Below are 22,706 nucleotides of genomic sequence, written 5' to 3'. Positions count from 1 at the left end.
GCACATGACGCTCGACCCTCCTACCATTTTGGCACTCACTGTTGCCCTGGCAGCCGCTGCCGCCCTGTACCTGGCCGTTGAATGGCGCAGTGTGCGCGAACCTTCGCTGCTGTGCTGGAGCGCCGGTTTCGCGACGATCACCGTCGGCTCCACCCTCGCCCTGCTGCGGCTCAATGGCTTGCTGATGATCGGCATCTGGTTCGCCAACGGCCTGCTGGTGACCGCGCACTTCCTGTTTTTACTGGGTGTGGCGCGGTTCACCCAAACGCGGCTGTCGCCCGTGTGGTTGCTGATGCTGCTGGTCTGGCTGGGCATGCTGATGTTGCCGGCCGATCCATCCTGGTCCAAAGCCATGCTGGCGGTGCAGTCCCTGTTGGTGGCGCTGCCGACCCTGCGCGCCAGCTTCTTGCTGCGCCCCCACGGCAAGTCCCTGAGCATCGGCGCGGTGCAGTTGCGTTATGTGCTGCTGATCCATGGCGCGTTCTATGTGGCCAAGGCCTTGTCGGTGCTGATACCCGGCACCTTGATCGACCTCGCCGCCTTCAAGGGCGAGATCATCCAGATCTCCCTGGTGGAAGGCGCCATGGCGATCATGCTCATCGCACTGTCGATGACCGGCTCCGAACGCTATCGCCGCGAGCAGCAGATCGCCCGCCTCGCCGCGCGCGACCCGCTCACCGCCCTCTACAACCGCCGTGCCCTCGACCTGCGCGCACCACGCCTGCTCGCCCAGGTATCCCCCGCACAACCGGGCGCCCTGCTGCTGATCGACATCGACAACTTCAAATCGGTCAACGACCTCCACGGCCACAGCGCCGGCGACCGCCTGCTGATCGCCCTCAGCGAGATGATCCGCAGCGTGGTGCCCCGAGGCGCACTGGCCGCCCGCCTGGGCGGGGATGAATTCGTGATCCTGCTGAACCCGGCGTCCACCGAACAGATTGTCGAACTGGGCAGCAGCCTGCGCGACCAGTTCCAGCAACTGTCCGCACAGAGCTTCACCACACCTGCCCCGGTGACCCTGAGCATCGGCGCGAACCTGTTCGACCAGCCGCCGCCGAGTTTGACGGCACTGATCGAGCAAGGCGATACCACGCTGTATGAAACCAAGCGCGGTGGGCGCGATAGCATTCGCCTCGTCGACCGCACGGGCGCCAGCCCCTATGGCGCAAGGTCGTAACTCACCGCCACATTACTCCCAGTCCTCACCGACTCCAACGCACACTCCGCCAAATGCAACGCATACAACCCGTCCCGCACGCCGGTGGGCAATGCTGTGCCGTTGTTCAACGCGTCGATGAACTGCGCCAGCTCATTACGATACGCATCCGCATAGCGCTCCAGGAAAAAGTGCTGCAACGGCTCAAGCGCCTCGGTGTGCTCGGCACTCCAGTGGCGCAAGGTGCTGGGGCGGTGGTTGTCGGTGAGCAGCACGCCGGTGGCGCCGGAGACTTCGACGCGCTGGTCGTAGCCGTACACCGCCTGGCGGCAGCAGTTGATATGGCATTGCTTGCCGGAGGCGGTGCGCAGCAGCACCATCACGCTGTCGTAGTCGTCGATCTCGGCCAGAGTGGGGTCGACCAGGCGGCTGGCGATGGCGCTGACCTCCACCGGTTCTTCGCCGAGCAGGTGGCGGGCGGTGTCGAAGTCGTGGATGGTCATGTCGCGCAGGATGCCACCGGAGTGGGCCAGGTAGTCACGCGGGGCCAGGCCGGGGTCGCGGCTGGTGATGATGACTTGGCGCACCGCGCCGATCTGCCCGGCGTCGAGGGCTGCGCGCAGGCGCAGCATGTCGGGGTCGAAGCGCCGGTTGAAGCCGAGCATCACGCGGCCGCCCTGGCGCTCCACGGCTTGGGCGGCGCTACGGGCCTTGACGATATCGAGGTCGATGGGTTTTTCGCAAAGCACCGCCTTGCCTGCGGCGACCGCCGCCAGCAACAGGTCGATATGGGTGTCGGTGGGCGTACCGATCACCACGGCGTCGATGTCATTACGCGTAAGCACCGCGGCGCAATCGTAGGCCGCCTCACACCCCAGTTGGGTACTCAAGGCGTCGACCCCTTCGCGCCAGGGGTCGGCCACCAGCACCAGCGTGGCATTGGGATGGGCGGCGACATTGGCGGCGTGGATCCTGGCGATGCGCCCGGCACCCAGGACGGCGATTCTCAGCATGGTCGAACTCCTGATGTTGTTATTGAGGGAGATTCAGTCCGGCAGGTTGAACGGCGTGACGATCTGCACCTGGGACGGTGCAATCGGCCCGGCCTTCCATAGCCGGTGGTAGTGCAGGATGTGCAGGAACACGTGGCGGGCATCGATCTGCAGGTTGTGATCGATGATCGCCGCGACCTTTTCTTCGCGCAGCAATTGGCGGTTTTCTTCGTCAAGGTCGTGACCGATAAACACCTCCAGTGGCCGATCCAGGGCCGCGAACGCGTCGACAATCGCGCGGTTGCCGCCGCCGACGCTGTACACCGCCTTGAGCTCGGGATGCTGTTGCAGCGCCTGGGTCACCCGCTCGAAGGTGCGGTCGTACACCCCAAAGCCGCCGCTCACGTCCAGCACTCGCAGGTGCGCGGCACGCCCACGCAGCCAGGCACGAAAGCCCATCTCGCGCTCTTCTTCGCCACGGAACAGTTCGCTGCCGATCACCACGGCCACGTCCTGGGGCTGCGCCTTCAGCCAGCGCGACATCAGGTAGGCGGCCGTCTGGCCGGCGGTGCGGTTGTCCATGCCGACATAGCCGATGCGCTCGCTTTGCGGCAAATCCGTAACCAGGGTCACCACCGGAATCCCCGCCGCGATCAGTTGCTTGACCGCCAGGTTCACCGCCGGCTCATCGGCGGCCTTGAGCACCACGCCCTGGCTGCCGGTATCCAGGCAGCGCAGCAGTTGGTCGTGCATGGCCTGGGGTTCGATCTCTTCGAACAGGTGAAAGCGCGGGGCAATGCGGAACGGCGCCAGGCTGCCCAGTTGTGCGGTAATCGCCGTCTGCACCGCGCTACTGAAGCGCTTGGGCGTGTGCATGATCACGTCGACGTGGAACGTGCGCCCTACCGCCAGGCCGTTTTTTTCCTGGGACTCCAACTCCTCCAGCGCCTGCTCGATACGCCGCCGGGTCTGGGCATGCACGCTGCCACGCTGATGCAGGACGCGGTCGACCGTAGCTTTGCTGACGCCGGCCTGCGTCGCCAGTTGCTTGATGGAGAAGTGTTTGGCGCGTTCGAGCATGGGGCCTCGCATGAGGTGTTTTTGAGGTGTTTTTTGGGTATTACTGAGGTTTTGCAATGCTAGTCTCAGTTTTGTCCGGCGTCGAGCCGGGCGATGCACAACAACAAAAACTCCTGGAGAACTGCATGCCTAACACCGATCTCGCCACGTCGTTCAGCGGCCAATACTTTGTCGTCACCGGCAGCACCCAGGGCCTGGGCGCGGCGGTCGCCCGTACCCTGGCGCAACGTGGCGCCGCCGGGCTGATCATCTGCGGGCGACGACGCGCCCAGGGCGAGGAGCAGGTGCGGCAGTTGGCCCAGCTGGATTGCCCGGCGTTTTTTGTCGAGGCGGACCTGGAGAAGGTCGAGGATTGCCGCGCGATCATCGATGCGGCGCGTACCCACTTCGGCACCTTGCATGGGCTGGCCAACTGCGCCGGGATGTCGGATCGCGGCACCATCCTGGACACCTCGCCCGAGCTGTTTGATCGGCTGATGGCGGTGAATGTGCGGGCGCCGTTTTTCCTGATGCAGGAGGCGCTGAAGCTGATGATCAGCAACGGCGTGGAAGGCGCGGTGGTGAATATCCAGAGCGTCACCGGGCACGGCGGGCAATCGTTCCTGAGTGCCTATGCCGCGTCCAAGGGCGCGCTGGCGATCCTCACCAAAAATGTGGCGTTCAGTGCCCTGCGCAATCGCATCCGGGTCAATGGCCTGAACATCGGCTGGATGGACACGCCCCACGAAGATGACATCCAGCGCCAGTACCACGGTGCCCAGGATGGCTGGCTGGAAAAGGCCGAGCGCGCGCAGCCGTTCGGGCGCCTGCTCAAGCCTGAAGAAGTGGCGCGCAGCGTGGCCTTCCTGCTCTCCAGCGAGTCGGGAATGATGACCGGCTCGGTGATCGACCTGGAGCAAGGCGTGGTCGGCTGTACCGACGGCGGCAGCCCGCAACCGAATCAGGCGCTGGGAGGTGTGTGATGTCGGCGTTCGTGACGGAACAGGCCGTGCGCCTGGTGGATTTCAATGACCTCTGTGCGCAACGCGTGAGCCGAGAGGATTACCCTCTCTGCGCTCAAGTGCAGAGCAATGTGCCGATCTATCAGGCCCACACCCTGCGCAACAGCGACCGCCTGGCGGTGATGAATGAACTGCACCACCTGTTCCGCGAGGGGCCCGGGGTGATGGTGGTGCGCCGGGCCTATGAAGACCTGGAAGTGGTCGACCGCCACAGCCAGGTGTTCGAGGCGATCTTTGCCCATGAGGCGGCGCAGGGCGTGGCGGCCGATCACTTCGCCAAGGCCGGCAGCAACGGGCGCATCTGGAATTCATTGCAGAAAGCCGCGCTGCAGTCGCCGGCGTCGTTTGTGGAGTACTACGCCAACCCGCTGTTGGGGTTGATTGCCGAGGCGTGGCTGGGGCCGAGCTATCAGGTCACGGCGCAGGTCAACGTGGTGCATCCCGGTGGCCAGGCCCAGCAACCGCACCGCGATTACCACCTGGGCTTTCAGACCAATGATGTAGTGGAGCGCTTTCCCCTGCCCCTGCACCTGCTGTCCCAGTACCTGACGTTGCAAGGCGCGGTGGCGCACTCGGACATGCCGCTGGAAACCGGCCCGACCCAGTTGCTGCCGTTTTCCCAGCAATACGCCCTGGGTTACCTGGCGTGGCGGCGTCCGGAGTTTATCGACTATTTCCAGCAGCACGCCGTGCAACTGCCGCTGAACAAGGGCGACCTGCTGTTCTTCAACCCGGCGCTGTTCCATGCCGCCGGCACCAACCGCACAGCCGACCGCCAACGCATGGCCAACCTGTTGCAGATTTCCTCGGCGTTCGGCAAGCCCATGGAAGCCCTCGACCGCGACCGCATGATGCTGGCGGTGTACCCGGCCTTGCTGGACAACACCGCACTGGATGCCCAGGCCGTGGCGGCGGTGATCGCCTGCACCGCCGACGGCTATTCCTTCCCCACCAACCTCGACACCGACCCGCCCTTGAAGGGCCTGGCCCCGCAAACCGGGCAGCAACTGATGCAGCAAGCCCTCGACGAACGCTGGCCATTCCCGGCGTTTGCCGCTGCCGTGGAGCAACTGCGGACCAAGCGCCAGGCGTGAACCCTCTGTTTCAACAACAACAAAAACAACGGAGCACCATCATGAAGAAGCAAATCCTTGCGGCACTCCTGACCCTGGCGATAAGCCCCTGGGCGCTGGCCGATATACGCATCGGCGTGAGCATCGCCCAGGTCGACGACGTCTTCCTCGCGCAGATGCGTGACTACATGGCCGCCCACGCCAAGCAACTGCCCGGCGTGACCCTGCAATTCGAAGACGCCCAGGGCGACGTGGTGCGCCAGCTCAACCAGGTGCAGAACTTCACCGCCCAGGGCATGGACGCGATTATCGTCAACCCGGTGGACACTGCCGCCACGCAAAAAATGACCGCCAACGCCCAGCAAGCCAAGACGCCGCTGGTGTACGTCAACCGCCGCCCGGATGCTCAGCAGTTGCCACCGGGCGTGGGGTATGTGGGCTCGGACGAGGTCAAGGCCGGTGAAATTCAGATGCGTTACCTGGCGCAAAAGATGGGTGGCAAGGGCAACCTGGCGATCATGCTCGGGCTTCTGTCCAACAACGCCACGCATAATCGGACGCTGGGGGTGAAGACCGTGCTCAAGGAGTATCCCGACATCAAGATCGTCGAGGAACAGAGCGCGGAGTGGCAGCGCAGCAAAGCGATTGACCTGATGAACAACTGGATCGTGTCCGGGCGCAAAATCGATGCGGTGGCGGCAAACGCGGATGAGATGGCGATCGGCGCGGCCATGGCGATCAGCCAGGCGGGCATGCAGCCGGGCAAGGACATCCTGGTGGCGGGCAGCGACGGTGGGGCTGCCGGGCTGGATGCGGTGAAGAAAGGCCAGTTGCTGGTGACGGTGTATCAGGACAACAAGGGCCAGGCCGTGGGCTCGATCGACCTGGCGGTGAAGATGGTGAAGAAGGAGCCGTACACCGCTGAGCTGACCATTCCTTATCAGCAGATCACCAAGGACAACTACCAGGCCTTCCTCAACCCTTGAGCCGAACGAACCTGTTGTGGCGAGCGGGCTTGCCACAACAAGCCCTCTCACCAAAGGGAGTTTGCGTCAACCGGTCTTCTCGCTGAACGGTTCAAGCCCATTCACCACCAGATAAAGCAACGGCCCCACCGACACAAACACCGCCGTCAGCACAAAATACGGCACCAGCGAAGCCACCGACCGCCCGCGCCGCCGCGCATCCCGGTACATCCACACGCCCGCCAGCAGCGCCATCAGGTACAGGTCGATCACCACTTGCGCGGTGTCCGGTCGCGACATCAATTCGCGCCCGAACGCCAGCAGCGACTGCTCGGCCGTCAGCAGCGTGAACAGGGTGTACAACGAAAACAGCAGCAAACCGACCAGCGCAACACGGGATCTTTTCATGGGTTCTTCCTTGGGGTGATGAAGGCTCACGTTAGTGATAAGGTTCGGCCCCTCGCAATGACCTCGGAGGTCATGATCCCGCCATGGACACCCCTGCCACCGCCGGCGAACACCTGCGCCACTTGCGCCGGCAAGCCAAGCTCAGCCAGCTCGACCTGGCCCTGATCACCGGTGTTTCCCAGCGCCACCTCAGTTGCCTCGAAACCGGGCGCGCCAAGCCGAGCCCGGGTACCTTGCACAACCTGCTGACGGCACTGGAAGCGCCGCTGGACCAGCGCAACCGCGTGTTCCTCGCCGCTGGCTACGCCCCGCGCTACAGCGCCACGCCACTGGCCTCACCGGCGATGGCCGCGATCCGCGAAGCGGTCAGCCATGTGCTGCACGCCAACAACCCCGTGCCGGCCATCCTGCTGGACAGCCAGTGGCAGGTGCTGGCAGCGAATGCCAGCACCGCCGTGCTGTTTGAACTGGCTGGCATCCCGTCCGATTCAGCCGAGGGCTTGAACCTGCTGACCACGCTGTTGCAGTCGGGCGGCCTGGGCGATCACCTGATCAACGCCAACGAGGTCCGCACCCTCGCCTGGCAACGCGCCACCCGTGAGGCGCTGGGCAATCCTGAACTGGCCGCCCTGCTGGCGCGTTTACCGACACCGGCCAGCACCGAGCTGCCCGCCGACATGCCACCGCTGGTGCTGACGCGCATCCGCTCAAGCCGGGGCGAACTGAGTTTTCTGTCCACCTTCACCACCTTCGGCATGCCTCAGGACATCACCCTCTCCTCCCTGCGCATCGAACATCTGATTCCTGCCGACGACGCCACTTGGCAGGTGATGCGCGCGGCCTATGCGAGTTATGCCGCGCTGGTTTTGTGAAATATCTGTACGTAGACTGCCGCCATACCCCCACCTGAAGGCGGCGAGAAAAACCTGATGCAAGTTACCGAAGTCTCCATTGCCCAATTGCGCGCGGCACTTGAATCCGGCCAGACCACGGCCGTTGAACTGGTAGAAGCCTACCTGGCGCGGATCGAGGCCTATGACGGTCCGCAGACCGCCACGGCCTTGAACGCCGTGGTGGTGCGCAACCCACGGGCGCTCGAAGAAGCCGAGGCGTCCGATGCGCGCCGGGCCAAAGGCGAAACCCTGGGGCCTTTGGATGGCATTCCCTACACCGCCAAGGACAGCTACCTGGTCAAGGGCCTGACGGCGGCCTCCGGCAGCCCGGCGTTTGCCGACCTGGTGGCCCAACGCGATGCGTTCACCATCGAGCGCCTGCGCGCCGGCGGCGCTATCTGTCTGGGCAAGACCAATATGCCGCCGATGGCCAATGGCGGCATGCAGCGTGGCGTCTATGGTCGGGCGGAAAGCCCGTACAACGCCAACTACCTGACGGCACCGTTTGCTTCCGGCTCGTCCAACGGTGCCGGCACGGCGACGGCAGCCAGTTTCTCGGCCTTTGGCCTGGCCGAAGAAACCTGGTCCAGCGGGCGCGGTCCGGCGTCCAACAACGGCCTGTGCGCCTACACGCCGTCCAGGGGGGTGATTTCGGTGCGCGGCAACTGGCCGCTCACACCCACCATGGACGTGGTGGTGCCCTACGCACGCACCATGGCCGACCTGCTGGAAGTGCTCGATGTGGTGGTGGCCGAAGACCCGGACACCCGTGGCGACCTGTGGCGCCTGCAGCCCTGGGTGCCGATCCCGAGCGTCGCCTCGGTGCGCCCGGCGTCTTACGCTGACCTGGCCGTGAGCGCGGCCTCCCTCGCAGGCAAGCGCTTTGGCGTACCGCGCATGTACATCAATGCCGACCCCGACGCCGGCACCAGCGAGAAACCCGGCATCGGCGGCCCCACCGGGCAGAAGATCAACACCCGCGCCAGCGTTATCGACCTGTGGAACGACGCCCGCCAAGCCTTGGTGGCGGCCGGCGCTGAAGTGATCGACGTGGATTTCCCGCTGGTGTCCAACTGCGAAGGCGACCGCCCCGGCGCGCCCACCGTGTTTACCCGTGGGCTGGTGTCCAAGGAATTCCTGCACGATGAACTGTGGGAACTCTCGGCCTGGGCCTTCGATGATTTCCTGCGCGCCAACGACGATCCAGCGCTCAACCGCCTGGCGGATGTGGACGGGCCGAAGATCTTCCCCCACGACCCGGGCACCCTGCCCAACCGCGAAGACGACCTGGCCGCCGGCATGGATGAGTACGTGCGCATGGCCCAGTGTGGCATCACCCCGTGGGACCGGATCAGCACCGTCCCCGATGGCCTGCGCGGCCTGGAACAGACGCGCCGGATCGACCTGGAAGACTGGATGGACAAGCTTGGCCTCGACGCCGTGCTGTTCCCCACCGTGGCCGACGTAGGCCCGGCTGACGCCGATGTGAACGAAGCCTCTGCCGACATCGCCTGGAGCAACGGTGTCTGGGTGGCCAACGGCAACCTTGCCATCCGCCACCTGGGCGTGCCGACCGTCACCGTGCCCATGGGCGTGATGGCCGATATCGGCATGCCGGTGGGGCTGACGTTTGCCGGGCGCGCCTATGATGACTCGGCGTTGCTGCGGTTTGCGTCGGCGTATGAGTCGACCGGCAGCAAGCGGCTGGTGCCGCCGCGTACGCCGGCACTCTAACTCAAGGCAGGGGCACGGCAATCAACAGGATTGCCGTGCCGTGGGTAATCATCGCTCGCTCAGCCGTGCGCCAGCGCAATCATGTCGATCTCCACCGCCGCCGACTTCGGCAGCTGCATCACGCCGATCGACGTCCGCGTATGCACCCCGGCGCTGCCGAGAACCTCGTGCAACAGGTCCGACGCGCCGTTGGCCACTTCACTCTGCTGATCAAAATCCTCGGCACTGCGCACGTACACGGTGATGCGCGGGATGGCCTCGATCTGGTCCAGCGAACCCAGGGCTTGCTGGAGTAACCCCAGGCAGCGCAACGCGCTGATGCCAGCGGCGACTTGCGCCTGGGCCAGGGTCAGGCTGTCACCGACCTTGCCCGGCAGCACGATGGCATCGCCGACACGCGGGATCTGGCCGCTGATATACAGGTGGTTGCCATCGCGGACCAGCGGCGTGTAGTTGCCGCCGATCTTGAACTCATTCAACTGATAGCCGATACGCAATTGGGCGGCCTGGTATTTTTCGTCGCGGGTCATGGGCGTTGTTCCTCGTTGCGACGTTGCCACTCATCCACCATGTCGCCCAGGGTCTTGGGCCTATCGTTGCGAATCCAGGCCATGAACGGCCGGTCGAACTTGAACCCCGGGCCGCACTGCTCAAGCATGAAGCGGCGAACGTTCTGAGTGTTCTTGTAGTGTGGGGTGACGGGGGTAGTGCGGGTGATGGGGTCGCTGTGCCAGTCAAAATCCATGTTGTCTCTCGGGCGCCGTGGGGTTTCGGCGCTAGCATAGCGATGTGCTACCCGTGCAGGAAGCAAGGCGTGCATTGCTTGATGTCTTAGGACATCACATAAGCACAAGATATATTTATAACGCCATAAAGCCGAAGCTTTTCAGGATATTTCAAAATTTCACTTTCCTTCCCCATCTGAAATATTGCATGGTTGTACGACGACTTAGCCCGTCGTACCAGCCCCCAACAACAATAAGGAAACACCCATGCAAAACGTCAAAGTGCTGATCGGTTTTCTGTGCCTGTTCAGCGGCTATGTCGCCGCAGCGCCTGCCCCAGCCGAAAAGGACGTGGCCCAAGCGGTCGACCAACTGACCCAGGCCATGCTGCACCTGGACCTCAAGCAGCTTCACGCACTGACCTCCGACAAGCTCACCTACGGCCACTCCAGCGGCAAGGTGCAGAACAAAGACCAATTCATTGCTGACCTGGAAACCCACACCAGCGCGTTCAAGACCCTGGAAATGCAAAACCAGACCATCACCCTGCAAGGCGACACCGCACTGGTGCGCAACCACTTCCATGCCCTGGCGGTGAACAGTGGCGTTGAAGTGCCCACCGATATCGACAACTTCCAGGTCTGGCAGAAGCAAAAAGGCAAATGGCTGCTGATCGGACGTCAGGCCTACAAGTACTGATGCCCAGCGGTGAGCCGCTGAAACCGGCTCACCACGCCACCCCCTTGCGCACCGTCAACAGCGCTTCGCGCAGCGCTGGCAGCGCCACCGAGCCCAAGGCCAGGCGCAGTGCGTGCGGCACATGGGCCGAAACGGCAAACGGCTCGGCGGTGGACACGGAAATGCCCTCGCGCTGCAAGCTCATGGCCACCTGATCGGCCCGCGCCTCTTCCCCGAGGGGCAACCACAGGAAATACGAGGACGGATGGCTCACGTAGGCCAGCCCCTTCAGCACCTGCGCCGCCAAGGTCTGCCGCGCCTGGGCATCCTGGCGCTTCTGTGCTTCCAGTTGCGCCACCGTGCCATCTTCGAGCCAGGCCACCGCAATGGCGCTCATCACGCCCGGCACGTTCCAGGTGGTGGCCATGAGGGTGCGCTCCAGTGGTTTTACCCATTCCATTGGCGCTGCGACGAACCCGACACGTAACCCGGTCGCGACACTTTTCGACAGCCCGCCCACATACACCGTGCGCTCGGGTGCCAATGTCGCCAGCGGCGGCGGCGCGTCTTCGGCCAGGAACGCGTAGGCCGCGTCTTCGATGATCATCAGATTGTGCTGACGGGCGATCGACACCAGCTGTTCGCGCCGGGCCATGTCCATCACCCAGCCCAATGGATTGTGCAGAGTTGGCATGCTGTACACCGCGCGCACCGGGCGCTTGCGACACAGCTTGTGCAGCGCATCCAGGTCCGGCCCCAGCGGGGTGACCGGGATCGCGACGATTTCCAGGTGCAGGGTCTCGGCCAGCACCTTGAACCCCGAATAGGTCAAGGCATCCACGGCGATCACATCGCCAGGCTTGAGCAAGGCCATCATCGTCACCGCCAGGCCGTGCTGGGCGCCGCTGACCAGCAGCACCTGCTCGGCGTCCACCCTCAACCCTCGACTGAGCAAATGCCGCGCAAACGCTGCGCGCTCATGCAAGCGGCCCGCATGGGGCTGGTAACGCAACAGGGCTTCGAGGTCACCGGAGAGCGCCAACTGGCGCAACGCCGTGCGCAACATATCCGCCTGGCCCGGCAACGAGGGGTAGTTGAAGTTCAGGTCGAGCATGCCCGGCGCCACCGTCATCTGCCCGCTGCCCTGCCCCGGCGGCAGCGAGATTTCGCGCACGAAGGTGCCACGCCCGGCTTCACCGCTGACCAGTCCCATCCCCTCAAGCTCCGCATACACCCGGCTGGCGGTGACCAGCGCGAGGCCATGCTCGGCGGCCAGTTGCCGGTGGGTCGGCAGGCGTGTGCCGGGAGGCATGGTTCCACTGCGGATGGCTTGGGCGAAGGTATCGACCAACGACTTGTAGCGGGCGCGGGGCATTGGGCTGTATCCATGACAATTTTTTGATTGTCTCAATCCTCACCCCTAGGATGACCGCAACGCAACCCCTCCTTGTCCGGACGCCTGATCATGGAACGCACCTCCTCTCTCGACACCTTGAATACCAGCGCCCAAGGCTGGATCAACGGCTTTATCGGCGTGGTGATCTTCAGTGGCTCCTTGCCCGCCACGCGCCTGGCCGTGATGGCGTTCGACCCGGTATTCCTCACCATGATCCGCGCGGCCATCGCCGCCCTGCTGGGCGTGCTGCTGCTGTGGCTGTTCAAGGAAAAACGCCCCGCCCGCCAGCAGTGGATGCCCCTGGCGATTGTCGCCCTGGGCGTGGTGATCGGCTTCCCGCTGCTCACCGCCCTGGCGTTGCAATACGTGACCTCGGCCCACTCCATCGTGTTCATCGGCTTGCTGCCATTGGCCACCGCAGTGTTTGGCGTGCTGCGCGGCGGCGAGCGTCCGCGCCCGGTGTTCTGGCTGTTTTCGATCCTGGGCAGTGTGCTGGTGGTGGGCTATGCCTTCGCCCAGGGTTTGAGCGCCGCGCCGGCCGGCGACCTGCTGATGCTGCTGGCGGTGCTGGTCTGCGGCTTGGGCTATGCCGAAGGCGCAAAGCTGTCACGCAGCCTCGGCGGCTGGCAGGTGATCTGCTGGGCGTTGGTGGTCTCGATACCGGTGGTGGTGCCACTGAGCCTGATACTGGCGCCCACGAGCTTCAGCGACATCACGCTGCCCGCCTGGCTCAGCCTGGGCTATGTGGCGTTGTTCAGCATGCTGATCGGCTTTGTGTTCTGGTATCGCGGCTTGGCCCAGGGCGGGATCGCCGCCGTCGGCCAGTTGCAATTGCTGCAACCCTTCTTCGGCCTGGCGCTGGCGGCGGGCCTGTTGCATGAGCAGGTCAGCCTGGGCATGGTGCTGGTCACCGTCGCGGTGATCGGCTGTGTGGCTGGCGCGAAGAAGTTCGCCCGTTAACGCTGCGGCGCGACCATCTTGAACTTGATGTTGATGTCATTGGACACCACGCTGTTGCCGGCCCACTCGCCCTCGCCGATCTTGAAGTCGCCACGCCTGAGGATGAACTCGCCGTCGAACACACCAATGCCGCCCTGCTCCTTGAGCACCACGTCGACGTCCACCGGCCGCGTGGTGCCCTTGATTGTCAGGTTACCGCTGACCGTGTAGCGGTTACCCCCCAGCGCCTTGACCCCGGTGGATTCATACACGCCCACCGGGTAGGTCGCGGTATCGAACCAGGAGGCGCGTTGCAGCTCATCGTTGGCGTCCGGGCTGCCGGCGTCGATGCTGGCGAGCTGTATCCTGAGCAAGGCATGCCCGGCTTCCGGCTGTTGCGTATCGAAGGTCAAGGTGCCCTCGAAGTCGCTGAAGGTGCCGTATACCCGCTGCCCCAATTGCTTGTAGGTGAAGCTGATCTGGCTGGCGGTGCGGTTGACGTCCTTGTACTCCACCGCCTGGGCGCCGGCGCCATAGGCAAGGATCAAGGCGAGGACGGCGACCGGGGACTTTCGAGGTTTCATACAGCACTCCGCAACAGGTAAGGACACAGTATCGAGCTGACACTTCATACCAGGGATTTATTCCCATCGGGCGTTTGTCCTGCTAAACAGAGTAGTCGCCCCACAACAATAAGGACGCTGCATGCACGCCCCTTCGCTCCAGGACACCACCGCGCCGGAAGGCATCTGCTACGGCTGCGGCGGCAGCAACCCCCATGGCCTGCATATCAAGAGCCGCTGGGACGCGGACGGTGTCCACCTGGTCGCCGAACACCTGCCCGAGGCCAGGTACAGCGGCTGGCCCGACCTGGTCTACGGTGGCCTGATCGCGATGCTGGTGGACTGCCATTCCAACTGGACCGCCATGGCCTACCACTACCGCGCCGAACACCGCGAACCCGGCAGCCTGCCGCGCATCGATTGCGTGACCGGCAACCTGGGCATCAAATTCATCAAGCCGACCCCCATGGGCGTCACCCTCACGCTGCGCGCCCGTGTCGAGGGCGACGTGGGGCGCAAAACCCGCGTGATCTGCGAGGTGTACGCCGGTGACGTGCTGACCGCCGTAGGCGACTCGATCTTCGTGCGCGTCGACACCGGCCAACTGGCCGCCGCCGCCCATGGCCGTGACAGCTGATCCTGGTCTACATTGATGGCCACCGCTAATCGAGGACTGCACCGATGACTCGTCTCACCGCGAAAGACTTTGCGCCCGAACTGCTGGAACTCTACGACGGCTACGCCCACGGCAAGCTCAACCGTCGCGAATTTCTCGACCGCGCCGCCCTGTTCACCTTCGGCGGCCTCACCGCCTCGGCCCTGCTCGCGGCCCTGAGCCCCAACTACGCCCTGGCCGAACAGGTGAAATTCACCGACCCGGACATCGTCGCCGACTACATCACCTACCCGTCGCCCAAAGGCAACGGCAGCGTGCGCGGCTATCTGGTGCGCCCGGCCAAAGCGGCGGGCAAATTGCCGGCGGTGGTGGTGGTCCATGAAAACCGTGGCCTCAACCCTTACATCGAAGACGTCGCCCGGCGCCTGGCCAAGGCCGGTTTTATCGCGCTGGCGCCGGATGGCCTGACCTCGGTGGGCGGCTACCCCGGTAACGACGAAAAAGGCGTGGACCTGCAACAGAAAGTCGACCCAACCAAGCTGATGAACGACTTCTTCGCCGCCATCGAATGGCTCATGCACCACGACAGCAGCACCGGCAAGGTGGGCATCACCGGTTTCTGTTATGGCGGTGGCGTGACCAATGCGGCGGCCGTGGCCTACCCGGAGCTGGGCGCGGCCGTATCGTTCTATGGACGCCAGCCGGAAGCCAAGGACGTACCGCGCATCAAGGCGCCGATCATGCTGCATTACGGTGAGCTGGATACGCGGATCAATGAAGGCTGGCCGGCGTATGAAAAGGCGTTGAAAGCAGCCGGCACCACCTATGAGGCGTACATCTACAAGGGGGCCAACCACGGTTTCCACAATGATTCGACGCCGCGTTATGACGAAGCGGCGGCGAACCTGGCGTGGGAGCGCACACTGGGCTGGTTCCGCAAATACCTGGCGTGACGGAGGTCTGAATCTGGGGGGCTTGCTGTGCTGAGGCCTGCTTGCCCCGCGCCGGGCTGCGCAGCAGCCGCATGAGATAGACAGTGACCCCATCGGGGGACAATCCGTCGCCATTACAATGGCTCCAGCCCCGTCCAAAGCCAGACGACGCTCTCACCCTCCACGGTCGGCATCAGAACGCCATGCTCGATGACTTGCTTACTCCCCGGCTTATATTCACACACCCAGGCACCCGGATACGGACAGGGTTGACCGCTGTTCGCACGCATGCCGCTGACAGTCCAGTGCCAGCGCACGACCCGGCCTTCGTGGGCGGGTAGCGGTTCGTTCAACTGAACATCGTGTGCGATGAAGCGGTCGCTTTCAACTTCCCAGCGTCCTGCGCGAGGAGCCGGATCATGGGTATTGGCATAGCGGGCAGGCTCTGATGGTGTCTGATCAAGGTCACGCTGCCATATCACCACATCGTCTGTGGACGCCGCATTGAGGCCTGGCATGATCTCGCCCTGCTTGAAGGCTCGCCGGGTTTCCGCTTGCCCTGGAACCATCCACCATCCGGCTTGAATACAAGCTGTTCCCGCTACCATACGAAGAGGCATTGGCGTAGGGACTTGGACGGAAGACATCGGCGATGGAGCAACGAAGCGCAGTGCTGGCGTAGGCCAATCGCTGTCGAGGTCAAAGCGAGACATCCAGCGACGGCTGTCAGCGTCAGTGAAACGCTCGTTTGGGTCGCCGTCCCATTGGCCGAAGCCCAGCAATCCCAAATCATCGTAGCGGATCGGCTTGAGCAGTTTATTCAAGAGCATGGGCAGTTCGGGCACGCCTTTTTCGACCGGATACAATTCTGGCTGTTCGCCCAGTTCGATCCATTGGCCGCTCTGTAATTCGGTGATGCTGATGCGTGGGTGAGACAGTGTCGTACGCACTTGCTCGCGGGTCAGGTCAAGTTTTTCGCGCCAGTGGTCGGCGAGCAGGAACGCCCATGTGGGGGGGCGGATGCCGTCGAGCAGTTCGCCGCGCATGCTAAAGGCGTAGTCGATATCCAGGCCGTAGAAGCTGGGGGTTAGTGCTCGCTCCCACGTGGTGACGGCTGATCGCGTGCCAAATTCAAGTGGGTTGGCCATGGCGAAGCCACTATAGACCTGATGAGCCTTGAGCAGGTCAATGGTCTTGAGCACAAAGCGGCGCCACGCTTCGCGGTTGTCCAGCCACCATTGCCAGCGGTAATAGAACGTGATTGAGGAGTACGCGGTTTCTCTTCCTTCGTATTTTTTGAACCATGTACGCCAGAAATATCCTGCTGTCGTTGGTGATGAAACATGATTTTTTTCGTCAGTAAAGTTAAAAACAAAGGATTCGTCGTCTAAGCTTTTCCTGGCCTGTTCACGCAGATTTGGCAGGCGTGTGGAACCATATGGGTGTGGGCGTTCCGAAATTGGATGGGTGCCAACGGTGTAAGGCTTGCCGAGGAGCTGTTCGAAGGCTTCGTGGATATCCACCATCAGCAGCGCTTCTTCTTGGTGTTTGTCCGGGCCAGGAGGGAAATAGAAGTTGATGAACGGGCTGACGCTGTGTCGGGCATCGTCTGTCCCCCAATCAGTGTTTGGCCACTCCTTGAGCTCTGCAATGAATTCATCACGCTCATCTTCATCAAACAAATTATGGGTTGTACTCACGTTCACCTCCTGTTTTTTGTGCCTTTGGATGTAGGGGTCTGTTTGTTATCCGTTTCAAAGCCGGTGCAATCCTCCGGCACCCGTAGCAAGGCCACTTTCTCCCGCCCAATCTTTTTTCGGTTGGCTCCAGTTCTCGGCTGCATAAGCTCAGCGTATTGGTCTATTTGTTTTTGTTTTACCCAATCCCCTGGAAACTTGATCTCGACCGCCGCAAATACATTTTCGATCTCGAACGGTTCCTGGCGGTATTCCACTACCACCAGATCAGGTGCCAGAGAACGCGGGCGAGGCCAGAATGGCTGTATCGCGCTGCCAAACCGTTTGGGGCGAGTTGCTGGATCACCCAGCAACGCTTTTTGGCTGCTTTGGTTGTAATTCGGCTCGGCCTTGAGTGGGCTTCGCCACTCCAGTGCCTCGTCCACGGATTCAAAGAACAGCGAGGCGGTGAACTGCTTGAGTGCAACCTCAATCGTGGTTTCCACCCTATCGCCGGCGATCTTTTTGCGAATGCGGCGCGGCACCTTGATCGGCATCTGTAAGGCAACTGTGCAAACTTGGCTGATGGCTGGGCGAAAAGGCACTTTACGTTCGATGTATTCCTTGAAATTCAAGTTCTCCTGACCTCTGCGAGAAACCGTGCTATTGCCACCCCGGTCCACTGCGGCAAATGTGGAGCTTTTAATATCGATTTCACGCGTCATTGCTTCGATAGTGTCTTGAAGCATGTTTTTGATCTGCTTTCTTCGCTCGTTAATCTCTACTGCGAGTTGGGCCAGCTCGGTGGCAGTCTTGGCGTTTTCATAAGCCTGGTTCGCTCGATAAGCTCGATAGGCTCTGTCGATAACGTGAGCGAGAGTTCGGGCGATGGGGACTACTGGCATCAGTCGAGGTCTCCACTGTACTGAGCAAGAAAGTCATCAGGAAAAATGGCCTCGGCCTCTACGGGTGGGGCTTCATCATCGAAAGCCATCAGATAGGGCTGCCAGGTTTCGGTGATTCGTTGATCGTCGCGCATGATTGCCTTATGGGCCTGCACGGATTTGGATGCCTCGGTAACAGTCCAGTCAGTTCCCCCTTGGGAGCAGGTGAGGCCTTCGGTGAGTAGGGTGGCGCCATCGGTGATGCGATATCGATAGCCCGCGAAAGCACGTTGATCGTTCTTCAGCAACGTGTAACGTCCCAGGAATGCTCCAAGCGGTGCGGGAGGCGATTGTGGATTGCCAAGCGGATTGCCCGTACCGATTGCATCTGTGGTGACGGGGCCTTTGATCTTGATGGTCAGCCCATCAAGGGTAATGCCATTGCTATCAATCGTGATGCTGCCACCGGGGGCTTTCAGAACAATGCGTTCGCCCGATGTGACATCGAACACTGTCGTTTTTTGCTCAATGCGTTGCCCTGCGGATAGGTAGTAGCGGTTCCGGACTGATTGCTCAGCACTGCCTCCGACCTGGATGTTATGGTCAGCGGCAATTTTATCATGCCGGTTGTTGGCAATTTCCTCGACTCGGTCCCCGCCGATGCTGGTGTGATGATTACGCCCCAGCGTCTGAATTCGATCACGGCCCAGTTCCAGATGCTGATCCTGCACAATAGTAATGTGCTCATCGTTACCTACTCGCTCGCTGCGGTTATGGCCGATGTCTACCTGCTCGTCGTGTTCGACCTTCTCGCTTCGGTCGTTACCCACGTAGGTGGTGTTGTTGTTTTTGATATGGACGTTCTTGTCTTTTTCGGCGTGGATAAACACTTCCTGATGGCCCAACTCATCCTCAAAGCGCAGTTCGTTGAAGCCGGGTCCCTTGTGAGTGCGGCTTTTGATGGTCATCCGCGTCTTGTGTTTGGGCAGCTCATACGGCGGCAGATTGGTCTGGCGGTAGGTGCGGCCTATGGCGATAGGCTGGTCAGGATCGCCATCCAAAAAGCCGATGATTAGTTCCTGATTCACTCGTGGCACGGCCATGGCACCCCAGGTCGCCCCGGCCCAGCCTTGAGCGACACGGATCCAGCACGAACTCTGATCGTTGTTTTTGTCCGAGCGGTCCCACGGGAACTGCACTTTGACCCGGCCCCATTCATCGCAATAGATCTCCTCACCGGGAGGGCCGACCACCGTGGCGATCTGTGGGCCGTCGATGCAAGGTTTGTCACGCAGCGGCGCCTTCCAGTCCGAGGTCCAGCGGATGGCACTGGCCTTCATTTCATAAGACGTGCCGAGGCCGCTACCAAACGATTCTTCCTGCAGGCTGGTGTGCTGTTTGCCCTCGTGCTTGATGGCGATGGTGCGCCAGCGATCATTGAAGTCTTCACGCGGATGATCGTTGAGGTCGAACGCCAACCCCGGTTGCAGGCGTTCATCGTCGCCTTCCACATGGGCCAGCTTGGCGTCGTTGCGCAGGGCGGCCAGGCGGGTCTTGGTGAAGGGCTTGCCGGCGATATCGCGCTTGTAGCGGCCGGGGTAGTCGTAGCGTTCGTAGTCTTTGTGCTGGTTGTTCAGGTCCTGGTCGCCGGTGGCGGTGTGCTGCTGGTTGTAGCGCGGGTGGGTGAAGGTGTAGTCGCGCTGCACCTGCACGGCGGTACGTACCTGTTCGGTGTAGTGGAAGCGGGTCAATGCCGGCTCAAGGGCGTCGCCGCCACTCATAGGCTGGTAGATCACCGGGCAATCGGTGTGCGTGCCGATGGTGCCCAGGCCGCCGACGCGGTCGGTGAGAACGAGGGTGTGGCCGTCGGCGCGGTGTTCGAAGGTGTAGAGCAGGCCTTCTTCGGCGGCGAGGCGCGCGATGAAGTCGAGGTCGGTTTCACCGGCCTGTACGCAGTATTCGCGGGGTTGGTGCTCGAAGCAGATTTCGCTGCGGATGTCGGTCAGTTTCTGCTCGGCCAGCACGCTGGTGATGATGTCGGGCACGGTTTGGGCCTGGAAGATGCGCCAGTTGGAGCGCAGCCGGAAGCGCGCCAAGGTGGGTTCGACTACGGCGGTGTAGCGGGTGCGGCGGAAGCCGGTGTCGCCCTGTTGGAACAGGCTGACCAGGCCGTGGACGTAGCGCACCGGGGTGTCTTTGCGCCAGATGGTGAACACGGCGGCCAGGTCGAGCATGCGGTAGAAGTCGATGGCCGGGTGATGGCTGACCAGCTCCAGCTCCAGTTTGAAGGGCTGGGACAGGCCTTCTTCAAGGGTGAACGAAACCACTTCGAAGGGATCGCCCCGCAGCGGTTCGAAGGTGTAACGCAGGTCGCTTTGACGGGGCATGAAACCTCCTTGTGGTGAGTTCGGGTCAGTTGATCAACCAGCTGGCGTCGCCGTTTTCCAGGGTGCCTTCGTGGTCGGTGGTGTCACCGACGCGGGCTACAGCCCGGCCGTTAAAAGTGAAACGTTCTGATCCACTGGCGACAGCGACTGGGCCACACGCTGGACAAGCATGGCCGTGACCGACCAAAACGACGGCAGGCATAGAGCCTCCTGATGGCTTTTACATGGGGGTTAGAGCTTGAGAATTTTGTCCAGTGATGCAAGGACTTCTTGGGTGATGGCGTTCAGTCGCAGGGTATAGATCGTGTAGGCCACGACTAGTACGGCGGCGGCCAGTGCCCATGGCGTCCACAATGGCCACGTGCGTTTGATCCGGTAGTTACGCGGCGCAACGTTGGTCAACGGGTCGGTCAGGCGCTTGGGTGTTTCGCCGCGCAGGGGGCGCAGCAGGCCGTGCAGCTGGTTGATGATTTTTTGTATTTCGTCATCGCCCTTGGCATGGGCGCCATATTTACCTTTGAGACCGGAGATCAGGCACTGGTACATGAACTCCAGCACATGCTGGTACCTGGCCGCTTCGGGGATCATGTTGTTCATAACGGTAAAGAATTTTTCGCCGCCCCACGTCTCCTCATGAAACTGACTGAGCAGAGAGCGCGCACTCCAAGTGGAAGACTTGCCCCAGGTAGTGTTCATGACTACTTCATCCAATAACAGACACAGGCTGTAGGAGTAGGCCTTGAGCATGCCAGCGTCGTAGTCGAGTTGGTTGACTTCTTCCATGATCGTGGTGATCTGGTTGCTGACGCTTTGGTACAGCGCGGGCACATCGTTATGCTGGTCCAGACGGCGCAGGCGGATTACCAGTCCGATCAGGGGCGTGGCGGCGTCGCACAACGGGTTCCAGGCCAAGCCACGCATATCGAATTCGGGATCTGCGAGCAGCGGTTCAGGTTTGGTGCCAGGAGACGTCGGTTCAAGGGTATTTTCAGGCGAGGCGGCAGGTGTTGGTTCTGTGTGGATGGCTCTGTTGGATATGGCGTCACTCATCGCGTGCACTCTTTATATCTATTTGGTTGAGAGTTGCAACGCCAGTCCTGCATGGAAATTCGCTGCTAGAGCCACTCTAGGCAGACAAGATTTTGAGCTTCAATAGGTCATGGAGGATCAAGAGCCGTCCTACAATTACTGATGTAATAGGCTGTCAGTTTTGACTGTCTTTGATGGGTGTTTTTCAGCGGCGGATGTGGGTAGGAGCGAGCTTGCTCGCGAAAAAACCGAGAACGCCGCGTAAAACCAGAAGCACTGCGTGATCGTTGACGCTCTTCGCGAGCAAGCTCGCTCCACAGCAGGGGCACGTCAGTGTTCCAGTGCATAGCGCCGACAATGGTCGAGATAACCCTGCTCATGGCTCCCCACCAGTTGCACCACGCTGGTCCACAGCCACGACGGCGCATCCAGCTGTCTGGAACGGTTCTCCTGCAACACCGCCATCCAGTCCTTGCGGGTGTCGCGGTCCATCTGCCGGGCATGGGCGACACCCACCACCCGCGCCAGGTAACCGGCGGCGTGCATGGCGTCGATCTCGCTCAATTCGTCCAATTCCAGCTTCATGTCCTGGGGCAGCAGTTCGCGGATGAAGAAACCGTTGTCCAGCATCCGCGTCGCCACCATGCGCTCCCCCAAACTCGGTGACAGTTGACGGGCCCCCTCAACCACCCGGCGGCCATTGTCCCTGGGCATCTTCGCCCGTGCCACACGGGGCGCCGCCGCGCCGACGGCCTGCTTGATATCGATCAGGCAATATTCCTGGTCGTCCTTGTCGCCCACGCCGAGCAAGGCGGCATAACGCTGCAGGCCCAGGGAGCTGCAGCCCTTGACCCAATAGGCCGAGTCCAGCAGCTCGACCCTGGCGTCCTTGGGGCGGCCTTTGAGTGACGTCACCAATTGATGGATGTCCGCGGAGGCACAGAGCGTTTGCAGCGCGTGCTTTTCGGCCCGCGACAGCGACCAGAAATGCTTGCCCAGCGGAATACTCGGGCGAGCGTTCTCGATGCGTTCACGCGCCAGGTTCTTCCAGGTGCGCGCCACGGCGCTGCGCATGCCCGCCTTGACCTGGGACGGACGCGGCGGCGCTTCGTCAGGCTTGTCTTTGAATGCCTGTTCGTAGCCCACCATCATTTCTTCGAGCATGCGCGCGGTGGTGACGCCGGGCAGGTCCGAGCCGCGTGCGGCGGTGGCCAAGGACAGCGCCAGGCGCACCAGGTCGTGGGCCGGGTTGCCGATCACCGTCTGGTCAAGGTCGCGGATATGCATATCGATGCGCCCCTTGATATCACCGGTAGGCCCCAGGTTGCCGGCGTGGCAGTCACCGCAGATCCAGATCGCCGGGCCATGGGGCAAGCGGCGCCCGCTCTGGCTGTGCAGCCATTCGTAGAATTGCACGGTGCTGCCGCGCACGTAAGCGTGGGCAGAGCGGGCCATTTTCAGGTTACGTAGTTGGGTCAAGTGCGGCAGGCGGGCGGAGGGGCGCGGTATCTTCATGGAAAAACTCAGTGCAGGTGTTGCGGTAGAGCGCTGGCCCTCGACAAATGTTTCATTATGT

The 22,706-nt window shown here is 62.2% G+C and carries 23 protein-coding genes; 10 read left to right on the top strand and 13 right to left on the bottom strand.

The window, feature by feature from the left end:
* Positions 1-4: 4 nt before the first annotated feature.
* Positions 5-1,180, top strand: a complete 1,176-nt coding sequence (locus tag K5K89_RS14575; protein WP_071487898.1) for a GGDEF domain-containing protein — start codon at positions 5-7, stop codon at positions 1,178-1,180.
* Here the strand turns inward: K5K89_RS14575 and iolG are convergent.
* Positions 1,162-2,172, bottom strand: a complete 1,011-nt coding sequence (gene iolG, locus K5K89_RS14570) for an inositol 2-dehydrogenase (protein ID WP_222539603.1) — start codon at positions 2,170-2,172, stop codon at positions 1,162-1,164. The two genes, K5K89_RS14575 and iolG, sit on opposite strands and share 19 nt — an antisense overlap.
* Positions 2,173-2,205: 33 nt before the next feature.
* Positions 2,206-3,231, bottom strand: a complete 1,026-nt coding sequence (locus K5K89_RS14565) for a LacI family DNA-binding transcriptional regulator (protein WP_222539602.1) — start codon at positions 3,229-3,231, stop codon at positions 2,206-2,208.
* A 125-nt stretch (positions 3,232-3,356) separates the two neighbouring features.
* Between K5K89_RS14565 and K5K89_RS14560 the strand changes: the two genes are divergently transcribed.
* The 3 genes from K5K89_RS14560 to K5K89_RS14550 are packed head-to-tail and all read left to right on the top strand — an operon-like array spanning position 3,357 to position 6,291.
* On the top strand, positions 3,357-4,193 hold the full coding sequence (locus K5K89_RS14560; RefSeq protein WP_222539601.1) for an SDR family oxidoreductase: 837 nt from the start codon (positions 3,357-3,359) through the stop codon (positions 4,191-4,193).
* A complete protein-coding gene (locus tag K5K89_RS14555; RefSeq protein ID WP_222539600.1) occupies positions 4,193-5,326 on the top strand; it encodes a phytanoyl-CoA dioxygenase family protein in 1,134 nt (377 codons plus the stop codon). The genes K5K89_RS14560 and K5K89_RS14555 overlap by 1 nt, the downstream gene beginning before the upstream one ends.
* A 41-nt stretch (positions 5,327-5,367) precedes the next feature.
* Positions 5,368-6,291 carry a sugar ABC transporter substrate-binding protein gene (locus K5K89_RS14550; RefSeq protein ID WP_071487903.1) on the top strand — a complete coding sequence of 308 codons (924 nt, stop codon included), beginning with the start codon at positions 5,368-5,370 and terminating at the stop codon, positions 6,289-6,291.
* Positions 6,292-6,357: 66 nt separating this feature from the next.
* Here the strand turns inward: K5K89_RS14550 and K5K89_RS14545 are convergent, their stop codons facing one another.
* Positions 6,358-6,678: a DUF2834 domain-containing protein gene (locus tag K5K89_RS14545; protein WP_222539599.1), complete on the bottom strand. Its 321-nt coding sequence runs from the start codon at positions 6,676-6,678 to the stop codon at positions 6,358-6,360.
* Positions 6,679-6,761: 83 nt separating this feature from the next.
* Between K5K89_RS14545 and K5K89_RS14540 the strand changes: the two genes are divergently transcribed.
* Positions 6,762-7,550: a helix-turn-helix domain-containing protein gene (locus tag K5K89_RS14540; protein WP_222539598.1), complete on the top strand. Its 789-nt coding sequence runs from the start codon at positions 6,762-6,764 to the stop codon at positions 7,548-7,550.
* Positions 7,551-7,604: 54 nt separating this feature from the next.
* On the top strand, positions 7,605-9,305 hold the full coding sequence (locus K5K89_RS14535) for an amidase (RefSeq protein WP_222541710.1): 1,701 nt from the start codon (positions 7,605-7,607) through the stop codon (positions 9,303-9,305).
* A 59-nt stretch (positions 9,306-9,364) separates the two neighbouring features.
* Here the strand turns inward: K5K89_RS14535 and K5K89_RS14530 are convergent, their stop codons facing one another.
* Both K5K89_RS14530 and K5K89_RS14525 read right to left on the bottom strand, forming a co-directional pair.
* Positions 9,365-9,835 (bottom strand): RidA family protein, encoded by a 471-nt coding sequence (locus K5K89_RS14530; RefSeq protein ID WP_222539597.1) that lies wholly within the window; start codon positions 9,833-9,835, stop codon positions 9,365-9,367.
* A complete protein-coding gene (locus K5K89_RS14525; protein ID WP_222539596.1) occupies positions 9,832-10,050 on the bottom strand; it encodes a DUF6434 domain-containing protein in 219 nt (72 codons plus the stop codon). Before K5K89_RS14525 ends, K5K89_RS14530 begins: the two co-directional genes overlap by 4 nt.
* A 247-nt stretch (positions 10,051-10,297) precedes the next feature.
* Between K5K89_RS14525 and K5K89_RS14520 the strand changes: the two genes are divergently transcribed.
* Entirely contained in the window at positions 10,298-10,729 is a 432-nt protein-coding gene (locus K5K89_RS14520; RefSeq protein ID WP_058424070.1) for a nuclear transport factor 2 family protein, read from the top strand.
* 28 nt (positions 10,730-10,757) lie between these two features.
* Here K5K89_RS14520 and K5K89_RS14515 read toward each other — a convergent pair whose 3' ends face one another.
* Positions 10,758-12,083 (bottom strand): PLP-dependent aminotransferase family protein, encoded by a 1,326-nt coding sequence (locus tag K5K89_RS14515; protein WP_071487909.1) that lies wholly within the window; start codon positions 12,081-12,083, stop codon positions 10,758-10,760.
* A gap of 90 nt (positions 12,084-12,173) precedes the next feature.
* Here K5K89_RS14515 and K5K89_RS14510 point away from each other — a divergent pair, with 90 nt between their 5' ends.
* Positions 12,174-13,064 (top strand): DMT family transporter, encoded by an 891-nt coding sequence (locus K5K89_RS14510; RefSeq protein WP_222539595.1) that lies wholly within the window; start codon positions 12,174-12,176, stop codon positions 13,062-13,064.
* Here K5K89_RS14510 and K5K89_RS14505 read toward each other — a convergent pair.
* Positions 13,061-13,627, bottom strand: coding sequence for a YceI family protein (locus K5K89_RS14505; protein ID WP_071487911.1), 567 nt, complete (start codon positions 13,625-13,627; stop codon positions 13,061-13,063). The two genes, K5K89_RS14510 and K5K89_RS14505, sit on opposite strands and share 4 nt — an antisense overlap.
* Positions 13,628-13,748: 121 nt before the next feature.
* Here K5K89_RS14505 and K5K89_RS14500 point away from each other — a divergent pair, with 121 nt between their 5' ends.
* Entirely contained in the window at positions 13,749-14,243 is a 495-nt protein-coding gene (locus K5K89_RS14500; protein WP_071487912.1) for a PaaI family thioesterase, read from the top strand.
* A gap of 44 nt (positions 14,244-14,287) precedes the next feature.
* On the top strand, positions 14,288-15,175 hold the full coding sequence (gene yghX / locus K5K89_RS14495) for a YghX family hydrolase (RefSeq protein ID WP_222539594.1): 888 nt from the start codon (positions 14,288-14,290) through the stop codon (positions 15,173-15,175).
* Between the two features lie 113 nt (positions 15,176-15,288).
* Here the strand turns inward: yghX and K5K89_RS14490 are convergent, their stop codons facing one another.
* The 6 genes from K5K89_RS14490 to K5K89_RS14465 all read right to left on the bottom strand — a co-directional run bounded on the left by K5K89_RS14490 (position 15,289) and on the right by K5K89_RS14465 (position 22,645).
* The gene (locus K5K89_RS14490) at positions 15,289-16,854 is read right to left on the bottom strand and encodes a type VI immunity family protein (protein WP_222539593.1); all 1,566 of its coding nucleotides are present in this window, start codon (positions 16,852-16,854) and stop codon (positions 15,289-15,291) included.
* A 2-nt stretch (positions 16,855-16,856) separates the two neighbouring features.
* Positions 16,857-17,735, bottom strand: coding sequence for a VRR-NUC domain-containing protein (locus K5K89_RS14485; RefSeq protein ID WP_222539592.1), 879 nt, complete (start codon positions 17,733-17,735; stop codon positions 16,857-16,859).
* Complete coding sequence (locus K5K89_RS14480; RefSeq protein WP_222539591.1) at positions 17,735-20,101, bottom strand: type VI secretion system Vgr family protein; 2,367 nt, start codon at positions 20,099-20,101, stop codon at positions 17,735-17,737. The genes K5K89_RS14485 and K5K89_RS14480 overlap by 1 nt, the downstream gene beginning before the upstream one ends.
* Positions 20,102-20,126: 25 nt before the next feature.
* Entirely contained in the window at positions 20,127-20,303 is a 177-nt protein-coding gene (locus tag K5K89_RS14475) for a PAAR domain-containing protein (RefSeq protein WP_222539590.1), read from the bottom strand.
* A gap of 29 nt (positions 20,304-20,332) precedes the next feature.
* The gene (icmH, locus tag K5K89_RS14470) at positions 20,333-21,151 is read right to left on the bottom strand and encodes a type IVB secretion system protein IcmH/DotU (RefSeq protein WP_222539589.1); all 819 of its coding nucleotides are present in this window, start codon (positions 21,149-21,151) and stop codon (positions 20,333-20,335) included.
* A gap of 309 nt (positions 21,152-21,460) precedes the next feature.
* Positions 21,461-22,645, bottom strand: coding sequence for a DUF2252 family protein (locus tag K5K89_RS14465; protein ID WP_071487914.1), 1,185 nt, complete (start codon positions 22,643-22,645; stop codon positions 21,461-21,463).
* Positions 22,646-22,706 lie beyond the last annotated feature (61 nt).

The organism is Pseudomonas sp. DR208 (genome assembly GCF_019823005.1).
Classification (GTDB): domain Bacteria; phylum Pseudomonadota; class Gammaproteobacteria; order Pseudomonadales; family Pseudomonadaceae; genus Aquipseudomonas; species Aquipseudomonas extremorientalis.
Note: the sequence above shows the minus strand (reverse complement) of the source record. Positions and strands in the feature narration are given on the sequence as shown.

Bases quoted from the DNA above. Each gene is read 5' to 3' on its own strand.
- K5K89_RS14575 (WP_071487898.1), top strand. From the start codon at position 5: ATGACGCTCGACCCTCCTACCATTTTGGCACTCACTGTTGCCCTGGCA.
- iolG (WP_222539603.1), bottom strand. From the start codon at position 2,172: ATGCTGAGAATCGCCGTCCTGGGTGCCGGGCGCATCGCCAGGATCCAC.
- K5K89_RS14565 (WP_222539602.1), bottom strand. From the start codon at position 3,231: ATGCTCGAACGCGCCAAACACTTCTCCATCAAGCAACTGGCGACGCAG.
- K5K89_RS14560 (WP_222539601.1), top strand. From the start codon at position 3,357: ATGCCTAACACCGATCTCGCCACGTCGTTCAGCGGCCAATACTTTGTC.
- K5K89_RS14555 (WP_222539600.1), top strand. From the start codon at position 4,193: ATGTCGGCGTTCGTGACGGAACAGGCCGTGCGCCTGGTGGATTTCAAT.
- K5K89_RS14550 (WP_071487903.1), top strand. From the start codon at position 5,368: ATGAAGAAGCAAATCCTTGCGGCACTCCTGACCCTGGCGATAAGCCCC.
- K5K89_RS14545 (WP_222539599.1), bottom strand. From the start codon at position 6,678: ATGAAAAGATCCCGTGTTGCGCTGGTCGGTTTGCTGCTGTTTTCGTTG.
- K5K89_RS14540 (WP_222539598.1), top strand. From the start codon at position 6,762: ATGGACACCCCTGCCACCGCCGGCGAACACCTGCGCCACTTGCGCCGG.
- K5K89_RS14530 (WP_222539597.1), bottom strand. From the start codon at position 9,835: ATGACCCGCGACGAAAAATACCAGGCCGCCCAATTGCGTATCGGCTAT.
- K5K89_RS14525 (WP_222539596.1), bottom strand. From the start codon at position 10,050: ATGGATTTTGACTGGCACAGCGACCCCATCACCCGCACTACCCCCGTC.
- K5K89_RS14520 (WP_058424070.1), top strand. From the start codon at position 10,298: ATGCAAAACGTCAAAGTGCTGATCGGTTTTCTGTGCCTGTTCAGCGGC.
- K5K89_RS14515 (WP_071487909.1), bottom strand. From the start codon at position 12,083: ATGCCCCGCGCCCGCTACAAGTCGTTGGTCGATACCTTCGCCCAAGCC.
- K5K89_RS14510 (WP_222539595.1), top strand. From the start codon at position 12,174: ATGGAACGCACCTCCTCTCTCGACACCTTGAATACCAGCGCCCAAGGC.
- K5K89_RS14505 (WP_071487911.1), bottom strand. From the start codon at position 13,627: ATGAAACCTCGAAAGTCCCCGGTCGCCGTCCTCGCCTTGATCCTTGCC.
- K5K89_RS14500 (WP_071487912.1), top strand. From the start codon at position 13,749: ATGCACGCCCCTTCGCTCCAGGACACCACCGCGCCGGAAGGCATCTGC.
- yghX (WP_222539594.1), top strand. From the start codon at position 14,288: ATGACTCGTCTCACCGCGAAAGACTTTGCGCCCGAACTGCTGGAACTC.
- K5K89_RS14485 (WP_222539592.1), bottom strand. From the start codon at position 17,735: ATGCCAGTAGTCCCCATCGCCCGAACTCTCGCTCACGTTATCGACAGA.
- K5K89_RS14480 (WP_222539591.1), bottom strand. From the start codon at position 20,101: ATGCCCCGTCAAAGCGACCTGCGTTACACCTTCGAACCGCTGCGGGGC.
- K5K89_RS14475 (WP_222539590.1), bottom strand. From the start codon at position 20,303: ATGCCTGCCGTCGTTTTGGTCGGTCACGGCCATGCTTGTCCAGCGTGT.
- icmH (WP_222539589.1), bottom strand. From the start codon at position 21,151: ATGAGTGACGCCATATCCAACAGAGCCATCCACACAGAACCAACACCT.
- K5K89_RS14465 (WP_071487914.1), bottom strand. From the start codon at position 22,645: ATGAAGATACCGCGCCCCTCCGCCCGCCTGCCGCACTTGACCCAACTA.